At 69.1% G+C, this 13,278-nt stretch carries 10 protein-coding genes; 4 read left to right on the top strand and 6 right to left on the bottom strand.

Annotated features, from left to right (window positions below):
• The first annotated feature begins 233 nt into the window (after positions 1 to 233).
• Both WAE60_RS12840 and WAE60_RS12835 read left to right on the top strand, forming a co-directional pair.
• The gene (locus tag WAE60_RS12840; RefSeq protein ID WP_337686867.1) at positions 234 to 1,328 is read left to right on the top strand and encodes a glycosyltransferase family 4 protein; all 1,095 of its coding nucleotides are present in this window, start codon (positions 234 to 236) and stop codon (positions 1,326 to 1,328) included.
• Entirely contained in the window at positions 1,328 to 2,461 is a 1,134-nt protein-coding gene (locus WAE60_RS12835; RefSeq protein WP_337686865.1) for a glycosyltransferase, read from the top strand. The genes WAE60_RS12840 and WAE60_RS12835 overlap by 1 nt, the downstream gene beginning before the upstream one ends.
• Here WAE60_RS12835 and WAE60_RS12830 read toward each other — a convergent pair.
• Positions 2,428 to 3,015 (bottom strand): acyltransferase, encoded by a 588-nt coding sequence (locus tag WAE60_RS12830; protein WP_337686864.1) that lies wholly within the window; start codon positions 3,013 to 3,015, stop codon positions 2,428 to 2,430. The genes WAE60_RS12835 and WAE60_RS12830 overlap by 34 nt on opposite strands.
• 258 nt (positions 3,016 to 3,273) lie before the next feature.
• Between WAE60_RS12830 and WAE60_RS12825 the strand changes: the two genes are divergently transcribed.
• Positions 3,274 to 5,331: an acyltransferase family protein gene (locus WAE60_RS12825; protein ID WP_337686862.1), complete on the top strand. Its 2,058-nt coding sequence runs from the start codon at positions 3,274 to 3,276 to the stop codon at positions 5,329 to 5,331.
• A 30-nt stretch (positions 5,332 to 5,361) separates the two neighbouring features.
• Positions 5,362 to 6,822, top strand: a complete 1,461-nt coding sequence (locus WAE60_RS12820) for a lipopolysaccharide biosynthesis protein (protein ID WP_337686860.1) — start codon at positions 5,362 to 5,364, stop codon at positions 6,820 to 6,822.
• 39 nt (positions 6,823 to 6,861) lie between these two features.
• On the opposite strand, the gene WAE60_RS12815 is transcribed toward WAE60_RS12820, so the two are convergent.
• The 5 genes from WAE60_RS12815 to WAE60_RS12795 all read right to left on the bottom strand — a co-directional run bounded on the left by WAE60_RS12815 (position 6,862) and on the right by WAE60_RS12795 (position 13,032).
• Positions 6,862 to 8,001 (bottom strand): glycosyltransferase, encoded by a 1,140-nt coding sequence (locus tag WAE60_RS12815; RefSeq protein ID WP_337686858.1) that lies wholly within the window; start codon positions 7,999 to 8,001, stop codon positions 6,862 to 6,864.
• Between the two features lie 18 nt (positions 8,002 to 8,019).
• Positions 8,020 to 9,399: a hypothetical protein gene (locus WAE60_RS12810; protein ID WP_029910820.1), complete on the bottom strand. Its 1,380-nt coding sequence runs from the start codon at positions 9,397 to 9,399 to the stop codon at positions 8,020 to 8,022.
• 136 nt (positions 9,400 to 9,535) lie between these two features.
• The gene (locus WAE60_RS12805) at positions 9,536 to 10,330 is read right to left on the bottom strand and encodes a rhamnogalacturonan acetylesterase (RefSeq protein WP_337686855.1); all 795 of its coding nucleotides are present in this window, start codon (positions 10,328 to 10,330) and stop codon (positions 9,536 to 9,538) included.
• Positions 10,314 to 11,465 carry a hypothetical protein gene (locus WAE60_RS12800; protein WP_029910815.1) on the bottom strand — a complete coding sequence of 384 codons (1,152 nt, stop codon included), beginning with the start codon at positions 11,463 to 11,465 and terminating at the stop codon, positions 10,314 to 10,316. Before WAE60_RS12800 ends, WAE60_RS12805 begins: the two co-directional genes overlap by 17 nt.
• A gap of 19 nt (positions 11,466 to 11,484) precedes the next feature.
• Positions 11,485 to 13,032, bottom strand: coding sequence for an MBOAT family O-acyltransferase (locus WAE60_RS12795; RefSeq protein ID WP_337686853.1), 1,548 nt, complete (start codon positions 13,030 to 13,032; stop codon positions 11,485 to 11,487).
• Positions 13,033 to 13,278: the final 246 nt, after the last annotated feature.

The raw sequence follows: 13,278 nt of genomic DNA, 5'->3' as shown, positions 1-13,278 counted from the left end.
CGTCGCGGCGCCGGCCATGAACAACCTCATGGCCATCCGGCGCGAATGCTTCTAAAAGCGGCAAAACTGGCAATTTCACTTCAGGCCGTGGGGCGCTGTCCTCTTGGCGTTGACAGTGAAGGGGCCGGTTGACTACCTCGTGATCACCCTTGGACTTGATGCTCGGCGCTGGTCGTCGGGCTCGAAAGACTTGAGCCGCAATGACACAATCCAAGCGGCGCTTGCGCATCGCGATGCTCGGGCTCCGGAGCCTTCACGGCGGACACGGCGGCGTCGAGACCCATATCAAGCACCTCGCCCATCGCCTGGCTGAAGGCGACGCCGAGGTGCTGGTCCTGGAACGCGCGCCCTACGTCACGCCCGACGACCCGGTCGACCCGGCCAACGTCAAGCGCTGGTCGCTGCCCGCGCCCAAGGACAAGCACCTGGAGGCGCTGATCCACTCGACGATCGGGGTGTTCGCCGCGGCCTGGTGGCGCCCGGACGTGCTGCACGTCCACGCGATCGGCCCAGCCCTGGTCACCCCGCTCGGCCGCCTGATGGGCATGCGCGTGGTCGTCACCCACCATGGCGACGACTACAATCGCGAGAAGTGGAGCAAGTTCGCCAAGACCATGATCCGCCTGGGCGAACAGATGGCGGGCCGCTTCTCCAACGGCATCATCAGCGTCTCGGGCCTGGCGGCCAACCGCCTGCGGACCGACTATCCGCGCCAGCGCGTCGAGCACGTGCCCAACGGCGTGCCGCCGACGCCCGCCCCGCGCAAGACCTGGCCCAACGGCGTCGACCCCGGCCAGAAATACATCCTCAACGTCGCCCGCCTGGTGCCCGAGAAGCGACAGATCGACCTGGTGCGCGCGTTCGAGAAGGTGCGCGACAAGCATCCGGACTGGTCGCTGGTGCTGGTCGGCTCGGCCGTCACCGCCTCGCCCTACGAGGCCGAGATCCTGCAGGCCGCCGCGCCGGGCTCGCGCATCCAGTGCCTGGGCCACCAGACCGGCGACGACCTGGCCGCCGCCTTCGCCGGCGCCGACCTGTTCGTCCTGCCCTCCAGCCACGAGGGCAATCCGATCGCCATGCTGGAGGCGATGTCCGCGAGCCTGCCGATCCTGGCCAGCGACATCCCGCCCAATCTCGAGATCGAGCTGCCGGCCGCCTGCTACTACCCGCTGGGCGACACCGACAGCCTGGCCAAGGCGCTGGACGCGGTGATGGGCGGCCAGGCCGAACGGCGGATCGACTGGAGCGACAAGCTCCAGAAGTACCGCTGGGAGGAGGTCACCCGACGGACCGCCAGCTTCTACAACCAAGTGTGCGGCAGAACCTGATGGCGTCCCAATCCGAGGTCGCGGCCCAGCCGGGACCGCTGATCGCCCTGCACATCAACAGCATGGCCTCGGGCGGCGCCGAGAAGATGCGCCTGGTGATCGCCCGCGAGCTGCTGCGGCGCGGCTACCGCGTGGACCTGGTGCTGTGCCAGACCAAGGGCGAGTACATGGCCCAAATCCCCGAAGGGGTGCGGGTCGTCGATCTGAAGGCGCCGCGCACGGTCAACAGCCTGCTGCCGATGGTCAAATACCTGCGGGAGACCAAGCCCGACCTGATGATCTCCAGCCTGGGCTACCACAACACCGTCGCGGTGTTGGCCAATCGGCTGGCGGGCAAGCCGACCCGGGTGTTCGTCACCCAGCACAACAACCTCAGCTCCCAGTCCAGCCAGACCGGCCAGGCCAAGCTGGGGCTGGTGCCCCTGCTCTACCGCTTCGTGCTGCCAATGGCCGACGGCGTGCTGGCGGTGTCCAAGGGCATCGCCGACGACATGGCCAAGGTCGCCGGCTTCCCGCGCGAGCGCATCAACGTGCTCTACAATCCCGCCGCGCCCGAGAACCTGGAGGCTCAGGCCGCCGAGCCGGTCGATGACCCGTTCTTCAACACCGACGAGCCGGTGGTCCTGGCGATCGGCCGGCTACATGCCCAGAAGGGTTTCGACACCCTGATCGCCGCCTTCGCGGAACTGGCCGCCCGGCGTCCGGCCCGGCTGGCGATCTGCGGCGTGGGGGCCCTGGAGGCGCCGCTGAAGGCGCAGGTCCAGGCCCTGGGCCTGGACGACCGCGTGAAGTTCCTCGGCTTCCAGGCCAACCCCGCCAAGTACCTGCGCCGCGCCGACCTGTTCGTGCTCAGCTCGCGGTTCGAGGGTTTCGGCAACGTGCTGGTCGAGGCCCTGGCCTGCGGCACGCCGACGGTCAGCACCGATTGCCCGCACGGCCCGGCCGAGATCCTCGACAACGGCCGCTACGGCCTGCTGCCGCCGGTCGACGACGTCTCGGCCCTGGCCAAGGCCATGGCCGACACGCTGGACAATCCGCTGCCGAGCCAGCTGCTGGTCGACCGCGGCCTGGAGTTCTCGCCGGAGAAGGTGGTCGACCGCTACCTGGCCGTCGTCCGGCCGCGGGCGGCCTGAGGCGTCTCGGGCGCCACGGCGATCGGCGGCTTGAAGCTCTCGTCCATCACCGCCCGCACGCGGGCCTCGTAGTCGATGTCCTTGGGCAGGTCGGCGTCGGCCGGCCAGTCCTTCAGCACCCGCGCCTCGAAGGCGTCGTAGGTGGTGATCAGCCGGGCGGGGTTGCCGGCGACCACGCAGCCGTCGGGGATCGACCGGGTGACCACGCTGCCGGCCCCGACCACCACCCGATTGCCGATCGACACGCCCGGCAGGATGATCGTGCCCGCCCCGACGAACACGTCGTCGCCGATCCGGATCCGGCGATAGGTGAAGCGGCGGCCGCGCTCGTCGCGCATCAGCCAGCCCGAACCGTCGTGGTTCACGAAATTCACGTAGCCCGAGATCGTGACCCGGTCGCCGATCTCGATCAGGAACGGCTCGGTCCCGAAATTGTGGCTGAGGATCCGGCATCCCTGCCCGACCTTCACCCCGCAGCGCCGCGCATAGACGTCGCCCTTGAGCACGACGGACAGCACCCGATCGTAGAGCTTGGCGAACACCTTCTTGATCATCCGATCCTCTTACCCGTCGAAACTCTACCGTACGGACCGAACCCGATGGTCGTCGCGAACGCCGCGCGCCGCCGCCGTTCGGTCCAAGTCTGGCGATAAACAGCGTCGCACGGTTTGGCGACAGCTGATGCATTGATGATCACGTTCACACGTCCAGCAAATCTCTTTGGCCGTTGTTTTAGCTTCACTTGACCCGGTTTGGTGCGAGCCTCTATCTGGGCTCGCAAGTCGCCTCCGGCTATTCGAGCGTACCCACACATGACCAGCTCAGGCGCGGCCGCGCCGTCCCCGCACGACAAGCTGGCCTTCCGGCACGACATCAACGCCCTTCGGGCCATCGCCGTGACCTCGGTGGTGCTGTACCATTTCCACCTGCCCTACGCCTGGGGCGGCTTCGTGGGGGTGGACGTCTTCTTCGTCATCTCCGGCTTCCTGATGACGCAGATCGTCACCAAGCGGCAGGCCCAGGGCAATTTCAGCGTCTGGACGTTCTACGCCGACCGGTTCTATCGGATCGTGCCGGCCCTCTGGACCGTCTGCTTCGCCATCCTGATCGGGACCTCGATCTGGCTGGACCCGCTGAGCCTGCGCGGCGTGGCCCGCAGCGTGGCCAGCTCGATCACCTTCCTGTCGAACTTCGACTACGCCACCCAGGGCGGCTATTTCGGCGGGGCGTCCGAGGCCAACTGGCTGCTGCACACCTGGTCGCTCTCGGTCGAATGGCAGTTCTACCTGCTCTATCCGCTGCTGTTCGTGATCATCGCCGCCTGGGCGCCGCTGCGGGGGCGCAAGATCGCGGTGCTGGTCGCCATCGGCCTGTTGTCGCTGCTGCTGTGCGCGGTCGTGCCCCTGACCCGCTACGACGCCCTGCTGCGCACCAGCTTCTTCCTGCTGCCCGCCCGCGCCTGGGAGCTGATCGCCGGCGGCCTGGTCGCCCTGGCGCCGTGCGACCGCCTGGGCCGCCGCGCCAAGGCCGCCGCCCTCGTCGTCGGCCTGGCCCTGATCCTGGCCTCGGTGCTGGCCTTCAACGGCGGCACGGCCTGGCCCAACCTGGCGACCGTGATCCCCGTGGCGGGCGCGGCCCTGGTCATCGCCGCCGGCCACGGCTCGGCCGGCTGGACCCGCCTGCCGGGCGTGCAGCCGCTGGGGCGCTGGTCCTATTCGATCTATCTCTGGCACTGGCCGGTGATCGCCGCCTTCACCTATTTCGCCGTCGAGAACACCGCCCTGGCGATCGTCGCGGGCGTCGTCCTGTCGATCGCCCTTGGCTGGCTCTCCTACGTCCTGATCGAGCAGAAGCTGACCCGCCGCCTGTTCGACCGGCGCAGCCCCTCGGCCCGGCCCGGCGTGATCCTCAACGGCGCGATCGCCGCCCTGCTGGTGCTGACCGCCGGCGTCTTCGCCACCCATGGCCTGGAAGCCCTGAAGTTCCCGCGCAGCGAGCCCACGGTGGTGGCCGCCGCCGACCGCATCAAGGTGGCCGCCGGCGACTGGAGCTTCCCCAAGTCCTGCGCGACCTATCACGTGACCCGCACGGGGCTGCGCATCTGCCGCCAGGGCGGCGGCGGACCGGTCGAGACCTTCGTGATCGGCGACTCCTACAGCGAGGAGATCGCGCCCCGCTACCGCACCCTGCCGCGCGGCCCCGCCGACCCGGCCGTGGTGTTCGTCACCCGCCCCGGCTGCGCGCCCCTGCCCGGCGTCCAGCTGCGCGGCTCGATCAAGAACTGCGGCGCCTCCACCGACGAGGCCCTGGCCATGGCCAAGACGGGGAACTATCCGCGCGTGGCCATCGTCGCCTCGTGGCTGGGCAGCTTCAACAAGGCCGAGGGCGAGCCCTCCCGCGGCCGGGTGTGCTTCGAGCGCGGCCTGACCTGCCGGGCCAGCGGCGACGAGACGGTCTATCTGCAGGACGCCACCGCCGCCTTCGGCCGCCTTGGCCTGGTGATCCGCGACCTGCGGGCCAAGGGCGCCGAGGTGATGGTCACCAAGACCTTCCCCCAGGCCTCCGAAGCCGACCCCAAGCGCCTGTTCGCCCGCCTCTACCGGACCCGGACGCTGGACGACTTCGGCGTGCCGACCGACCAGATGCGCCAGACCGCCGCCTATCCGAACCAGCTGGTCGACAGCCTGGGCGGCCCGGACGGCGCGGTCCTGGTGGATCCGCTGGACCACCTGTGCGGCGCCGACTGCCCGCTCGTCACCGACGGAACGCCGCTCTACTACGATGTCAGCCATATCCGGACCAACACCGTGTCCAGCCCGGCTTTCGCCTTCCTCGACCCCTACATCCTGCCCCGCGGCGCCCAGCGCTGATCCTTCGCCTCTCGAGCGCCCCAGGTTTCGATGATCATCAAGTCCACCGTCCTCTACGCCCCCGCCATCATGGCGCCCCGGGCCGCGGCGTTCATCCTGGTCCTGCTGCTGACCCGGCGGCTGGGACCGGCCGAGTTCGGCCTCTACGCCCTGGTGACCCTGGTCGGCGAGATGCTGGACATGGGATCGTCCAACTGGATCCGCTTCTCCCTGCTGCGCAGCGACATCTCGACCCCCGCGGTGTGGCGCGACGGCCTGGTCAAGTCGGCCCGGCTGAGCGTGGCCTTCATGAGCCTGGCCTGCCTGGTCGGCCTGGGCGTCGCCTACTGGATCGCGCCCGGCCGCGCCCTGACCTTCGCCGTCGCCGTCGCCGCCTATGTCGTCTCGAACTCGGCCCTGCGCCTGGGCCTGGCCACCCTGCAGCTCCAGGGCCGCAAGCTTGAGCAGAGCGCCCTGGAGACCGCCCGGGCGGCCGGCTTGCTGTGCTCGGGCTGGATCGCCAGCGGCCTGCATCCGGACTTCGCCTCGGTGGCCCTGGCCAACGCGGCCGTGACGGGGGCCTTCGCCGCCATCGTCCTGACCCGCGGCGCCCTGACCCTGCCGGCCGGCGGCGCGGTCGGCGCCAGCTATCGCAGCCGGATCGAATACGGTCTGCCGATCGTGGCCCTGACCTTCGTGTCCTACATGGTGGCCAGCTCCGACCGGGTGTTCCTGAAGCTGCTGGGCGGCGCGGCCAGCGTCGGCATCTACGCCGCCTCCTATTCGATCGCCCGCACGCCCAGCGACATCATCGGCAACGCCATGAACCAGGGCGGCTTCCCCGAGCTGATGCGCCGCCACGACCAGGCCGGCGTCGACGGCGCGGCGCAGTTCGTCCGCAACGCCTTCGAACTGATGACGGTGCTGCAGTTCACCGTGCTGGGCTTCAGCGCCGGCCTGTCGCACGCGATCGCCAACGCCGTCCTGCCGCCGGCCTATCGCGACGCGGCCATCCACCTGCTGCCGATCATCACCGCCGGCGCGGTGTGCATCAGCCTGAAGGCCTATGTCTTCGACAACATCTTCCACGCCACGCGGAAGAACTGGCTGCAGTTCTCGACCTACGCCCCGGCGGGCCTGGTCACCGTCGCCGCCTCGCTGCTGCTGATCCCGCGCCTGGGCGCCCTGGGCGCGGCCCTATCGTTCCTGCTGGGATCGTTCTGCGGCCTGATGTCCAGCTACCTGCTGTCGCGCCGGTTCATCAACGCCCGCCTGAACATGGTCGAGCTGGCCAAGGCCGTGGCGCTGGGCGTGATCGGCGGCGGCGTCGGCCACCTGACCTGGATGGCCCTGCCGACCCATCTGCCGGCCCTGGCGGTGTTCGCCGCGGCCGCGACCGCCGGCCTGACCGTCTGGGCGGTCGCCGCCGTCCTGCTGCGCCCCAAGCTGATTCGCGGCCCGGTGGACAAGCTCACCCGCAAGCTGCTGAAGCGCGCCCCGGCCCAGGCCTGAGGCGAAGGGGCCTGACGCGAAGGGGCCTGACGCCGGACGTCAGGCCGTCGGAGCGTCCGGCTCGAGCACGGCCCAGTAGCGGCTGGTGGCCATCTCCGGCGAGTACATCCGGGCGCGCTGTTCGGCCAGGGCGCCGTAGCGCCGCCGCAGCTCGGGGTCCTGCAGCAGTTGCAGGGCCGAGGCCATGGCGTCGACCCGGTCGACCGGCGTCAGCACGCCGTAGGTCGCGGCGACCTTGTCCTCGAGCGGGCGGCGCGGCTCGTCGGCCAGCACCTCCGACGGTCCCGAGGCGCAGTTGGTCGAGATCACCGGCACGCCCAGAGACATGCCCTCCAGCAGGCCGTTGGGGAAGCCCTCGGCGTTGGACGGCAGCACGAAGATCTCGGCCCGCGAGACCACGGCGAACGGATTGGCCGCGAAGCCCGGCAAGGCGATCCGGTCGGTCAGGCCCAGCTCGGCGATCCGCTGGACCAGCGCCGGCCGCTCGGGCCCCTCGCCCAGGATCACCAGCTTGCCGGGCGCGCCCGAGGCGGCGAAGGCGTCGATCAGCAGGCGGAAGTTCTTGTTGGGCACCAGGCGGCCCACCCCCACCACGAACGGCGGCTCCAGCGGGATCGACGGCGCTTCGGCGCCCTTGGCCCGGATGGCCTCGACGTCGACGGGGTTCTCGATCACCACGATCTTGTCGCGGGCGATGCCGAAGTTCTCGACCAGGCTGTCGGCGACGCCGGCCGAGACGGCGATGATGCGCTCGGCCAGGCGGTAGGCCGTGCGCACGGTCAGCATCTTCACCGCCTTCAGGCGCGTGGTGCTGAAGTGCGAGGCGGTGTCGACCCGTTCGCTGATCACGCAGCGCACGCCCGTCAGCCGGCCCACGGCCACGGCGGCGACGTTGGCCCGGGTCAGGAAGCTGAGCATCAGCCTGGGCTTCAGGGTCCGGACCAGCTTCAGCAGCTGGCGGATGCTGGCCAGCTGGCCGCCCCGCGCGTCCAGCTGGTGGACGGTCACGAAATCGGGCGGGGTGTAGGCCGCCGGCTCGTTGTCCAGCAGGGCCAGGTGCAGACGCCCGTCCGGCGCGCGGTCCTTCGACCGCGCCAGCAGGGTGGTCATCACCCGCTCCGCGCCGCCGCCCGCCAGGGAGTTGATCACGAAGAGGTAGTTCGCGTCGGTCTTCGCCACAATGGAGCCTGTGCTGGATTAGATCGACGAGCGGGGAGGATCCCCGCCGGGCAAGGTCCGGGAACCGAGGTCGCGGCTGTGCTGGGCCGTCATCAGGTCCGGCGGCTGTTCGGTCACCAACCACGGCATCCGCAGCCTGGGCAGGCGCCGCACCGCATGGGTCATGGTCGATCCCGCGAACATCAGGAAATAGAACACCGCGGGATTCTTGGCGCCGAGCGTGTTGTTCGACATCGCCGCCGTCAGGAAGATCACCGCCGACAATTTGACCAGGGTGTCGCCCCGCAGGGCGAACCACGCCACGATCACCACCACCATGCCGAGGTAGAAGATCGTGAACGGCATGCCGTACATGAACACGCCCAGCACGAAGGCGCTCTCGACGCTGGGGGTCTGGAACAGGCGCACCGACCAGTCGGCGGCCGTCGTGTTGCCGATCCCGAAGATCAGCTGGTGCGGGCTCAGATACTGGATCATGCCGAACTGCCAGACCCGGGTGGCCGCGCTCTTGTCGTAGAGCCCGCCGCCGATGCGATCCAGCGCCCCGCTGGCGATGGCCACGATCACCACGATCGGGATCAGGGCCGCGATCAGCAGCGACTGGCTGACCAGCCAGGTCTGGCCGATCTGGCTCTTGGGCTTTTCCTTGCCCAGGGCGATCAGCGCGGCCGGCACGAAGGCCGCGCCCGCCAGCACCGTCGAGACCCGCGCGCCGGAGAAGAACACGCACAGCACGAACAACAGCGACACCCCGGCCTTGACCAGGAACGGCTTGCGCCAGCGCATGACCAGCGGCGCGGCGGTGGCGTACATCAGGCCGCTCATCAGCGGGTGATTGAGCAGGGCGGCCGGACGGAAGATGCCGCGGGCGCCTTCCAGCGGCGCCGGGACGAAGCGCCGCTTGAGGATGAATTCGGGGAACAGCAGCAGGGCGTTGAACAGCAGGGCCCAGATCAGGGCTGCGTACACCTTGGTCCGCCCCTCCGCGCCTACCTTGCCCAGGATGAACAGGCCGGCCGCCGCGACCGCGTAGGAGTCGACCAGATAGCCGACCGCCACCGCCTGGCCGGTCACCATCGCCCAGGCCACGCCGCCCACCACGATGGTCATGACCATCGAGGCGGCCAGCTTGAAGGTCTCCATGCCGGGCGGGCTCTTGCGGTTCCAGGCCCGGCAGAAGACGATCATGATGATGTAGGTGCCCGGCGAGATCTTCATGAGCGGGTTACCGCCCTGCGCGCCGTAGCCGTAGAACAGGCTCAGGAAGTTGGCCTGGCCCAGCACCCGGACCACCGTGCCCAGCACCAGTCCCCAGACGAGGTCGGCGTTGGGTTCGGCGGCGGCGATCCTGTCGGCCAGCTTGCGGCCGCCCCGGCGAACGGCGTCGATGGCGGTCATGTCAGGCTCCCCTCGTCGCGCGGGAAGCGGGCCGTCCGAACACTGTGCATGACGATCGCCGATCCTTCCGAGTCCGCCGCGCCCTCCCCTAGCAGAGAAAGTCCGACGGCTTCCATAACGCGGGCGAGAGATGCGCTCATCGGCCGTCCTCGAGATAGGGCGACAGGCGCGGCTCGGCGCGCGCCAGTTCGCCGGCGACCATCTTGGCGAAGGTCGCCGCGCCGTCGGGTCCCAGATGCGTGTAGTCGATCCGAGGCCGGCCCTTCGGCGCGGGTTGGCCGTCGGGCTCGGGCGGCGAGATCGTTCCCGCGCCGAGCGCGAGGGACGCCTCGGGGCCCATGCCGCGCACCGCCCGGCAGCTGTCGGCGTGCAGGTCGATGACCGGAACGCCCGCTTCGGCCGCGACGCGGCGGGTGGCGTCGGCCCAGGGCGTCAGGGTGTCCTGGAGCTCGCCCTCCTTGAACATCCGCCGGCACAGGGGCGTCACCAGGATGGGGCGCGCGCCGGCGGCCCGGATGTCGGCGACGTAGCGGGCCATGTTGGCGGGGAAGGTGGTCGCCACGTCCGTCGAGCGGCCCGGCCGGCCGGGCTGGTCGTTGTGGCCGAACTGGACCAGCACGTAGGTCGCGGTCCAGGGCCCGCGTCGGCCGAGCAGGCGGGCCACCCTGTCCCACGACCCGTCGGCGCGGAAACTGGCCGAGCTGCGGCCGCCCCGCGCGGTGTTCACGCACGTGGCCTCGACCGCCATCCGCGCGCACAGGGCGTCGCCGTAGCCGGAATGGGGCGCGACCGTGGAGTCGCCGACCAGGATCATCCGGATCGGCGCGGGCGAGGCCGCCGCCGATCCCGCCGCCAGTCCCACTGTCAGGCCCATCGTCAGGCGCAGGAGCAGGCCGGCGGCGCGGGCGACGATGTCAGGACGGGTCGCCATGGCACCTTTGCAGTCGGGGATCGCTGGCGATCCGGTCGAGGGAGGCGGCGAGGATCACGCCGACGCCGTCGGGCGACAGGTGCTGCGCGCCATGCTCCAGATAGAGCTTGCGATCGGGCCGGCCGGCCGCGGTCAGCTGCGGCGTCGGTTGGATCAGGTTCAGCGTGCCCAGGAATTGGGGCGACATCTGGGTGATCGACGGCTCGAACTGGGTCCGCGACACCGGACGCGGGATCTCCATCACGTAGAAGCCGGCGCCGTCGCGGGCCGCCGAGGCCTTGGCCTGGTCGAGCAGCGCCTGGGACAGCGACACCGCGTAGGGCGAGGCCTTGGCGTAGACCGCCGCCCCGAGGTTGCCGGCGCCGCCGCCTTCCTCGTCGCCCGCCGCCTTGGCGTTGACCACCTTCAGCGCCCGCTTGGCGTAGCGCGCCAGGTTCTCGCGCAGGAAGTTGTAGAGCTGGCTGTTGTCGGCCAAGAAGCGATAGGCGCTCGACTTCATCAGCTTGTTCTGCACGCTGATCGACGGCAGGAACGTGGCCCCTCCCGGCTGCAGCTGGCCGTCCTTCAGGCGATAGAGGCCCGAGCGGACGTTGTCGTCGAAGTCGGTCAGGTGCCACTCGTAGAGCACCAGGTCCGGCGAGAACTTCCTGGCGAAGCCTTCATAGGTCCGGTTGTGCTCGGCGGTGCCGAAGCCGCTGACCGCGAAGTTCAGGACCTCCACCTTGTAGCCGCGCTGGCGCAGGGCCTCTTCCAGGCGATGGGCGTAGGTGTCGGGATATTTCAGCTCGAAGCCGGCGAAGTAGGAGTCGCCGAACAGGGCCACGCGGCAGACGCCCGCCGGCTTGGCCAGCGGGAAGACCCGGTCGTCCCGCATGCCCTGGCTGTTGTAGTGGAAGGCGGCCGTCACCTCGGAGGTGCGCTGCCAGAACCGCGCGTTGGGGATGTTGCCCCGCACGCCCCAGGGGGTGTCGGTCACGTAGCGCGGCAGGATCGGCTGGTGCACCACCAGCCGGATGAACAGCTCGGCGAACAGCAGGGTGTAGACGACCAGTCCCACGACCTTCAGCGCGCCCAGCGCCAGGCGCGCGGCCAGGGGACGGTCGGACGCGGCGGGCGATGCGGTTTCTTGCGACACGGAAGACACCTGGCGCCCCTCAGAAGTTGAAGTAGATGAAAGGCTGGGCCTGGCTGGCGCTGAGCGCGATGATCGCCAGCAGCGTCGCCATGGTCGTGGTGTAGCGCACGATGAACGGCCCCGCGTTCAGGAACTCGATGTTCTTCTTCCAGCGCTGCCAGGCCTCGACCAGCACCAGCGGGAAGATGAACGAGATCACCGGCCCGAAGGTCGCCCAGCTGTAGCCGTCCAGCCCGCCGACCGCCTGCTGCAGGACGCGCGTCGCCTCGCCCAGGTTCTGGGCGCGGAAGAAGGCCCAGGCCAGCACGACCAGCAGCATGGTCGCCGCCCACAGGCCGATGTTGATCACCCAGCCCTTGGGACCGTTCGGCGCGTCCTTGGCCACGTCGTCGATCTTGAAGAACCGGAAGATCACCAGGATGCCGCCGTGGATCGCGCCCCAGACCACGAAGGTCCAGGCCGCGCCGTGCCACAGCCCGCCCAGCAGCATGGTCAGCATCAGGTTGCGATAGGTCTTGGACACCCCGGCGCGGTTGCCGCCCAGCGGGATGTACAGATAGTCGCGCAGCCACTGCGACAGGCTGATGTGCCAGCGCTGCCAGAACTCGGACGGGGTGCGCGAGAAGTAGGGCAGGTTGAAATTGACCATCAGGTCGAAGCCCAGCATCCGGGCCACGCCGCGGGCCATGTTCGAATAGCCGGCGAAGTCGCAATAGATCTGGAAGGTGAAGGCCAGCAGCCCGGCCATCGCCGCCCCGGCCGACCCGTCGCTGTGGCCGGCGAACACCTGGTTGGCCACCGGCGCGATGTTGTCGGCGATGACGAGCTTCATATAGAGGCCCCAGATGAACACCCGGAGGCCCGACCAGACCATGTTCATGTCCAGGGGCAGGATGCGTTCGAACTGCGGCATCAGGTGCCAGGCGCGCTCGATCGGGCCGGCGACCAGCTGGGGGAAGAAGGCGTGGAACGCCGCGTAGTTGACCAGCGAGTACTGCGGGTCGTAGCGGCCCTGGAAGCTGTCGATCGTCCGGCTGATGGCCTGGAAGGTGTAGAACGACAGGCCGACGGGCAGCACGACCTCCAGGCCCAGGCGCGGGATGTTCAAGCCGGCCAGGCTGATCGCGTCGTGCAGGGACTGGTAGAAGAAGTTGAAATACTTGAAGAACGCCAGGATGCCGAGGTTCGTGAACAGCGACAGGCACAGCCAGGCGACCCGGCGGCGACGCTCTTCCATGCGGTCGAACAGCGCCGTCACGCCCAGCACCGCGGCGGTTCCGCCGAACGCGGCCGGCACGATCCAGAGATTGCCGGGCGGCGAGAACAGCAGCGACAGCAGGGTCACGCCGATCAGCCAGGCGGCGGCCTTCCAGCGGTCCGTCCAGGACACCAGCTTACCGGCCGCGCCGAGCGCGGCCATGTAGTCCACCGAGGTGGAGACGGCCACCAGGATCAGGAAACGCGGGTCCCACCAGCCGTAGAAGACGTAGCTGAACAGGCAGAGGACAATATTGCGCAGTGTCAGATGGCGCCGCACCACCAGGAAGGCGGGATAGGCCACCAGCATAAAGAAGAAGAACGTCCAGCTATTGAATAGAATAACGGACGCTTCATTCGGGTCGCGATGAGGAATGGAAATATGCTGAAAAAATGACATAAATCCAGTCAAGTCACCGCCCCCGAAGCTGTCAGCACTGAGGCCCCTCATCCCCCATAACCCGTCGCCGGGTCAACTTCTTTCCGGCGCCCCGACGAGGGGGGCTGAAATGGACATCGTTTCGGGCCGTTTTATCGTCTTGATGATCATCGATGC

Origin of the sequence: Caulobacter sp. CCG-8, from assembly GCF_037402475.1 — a bacterium.
Taxonomy (GTDB): Bacteria; Pseudomonadota; Alphaproteobacteria; order Caulobacterales; family Caulobacteraceae; genus Caulobacter.
The sequence above is the reverse complement of the archived record's forward strand: the minus strand, read 5'-3'. Positions and strand labels throughout refer to the sequence as shown.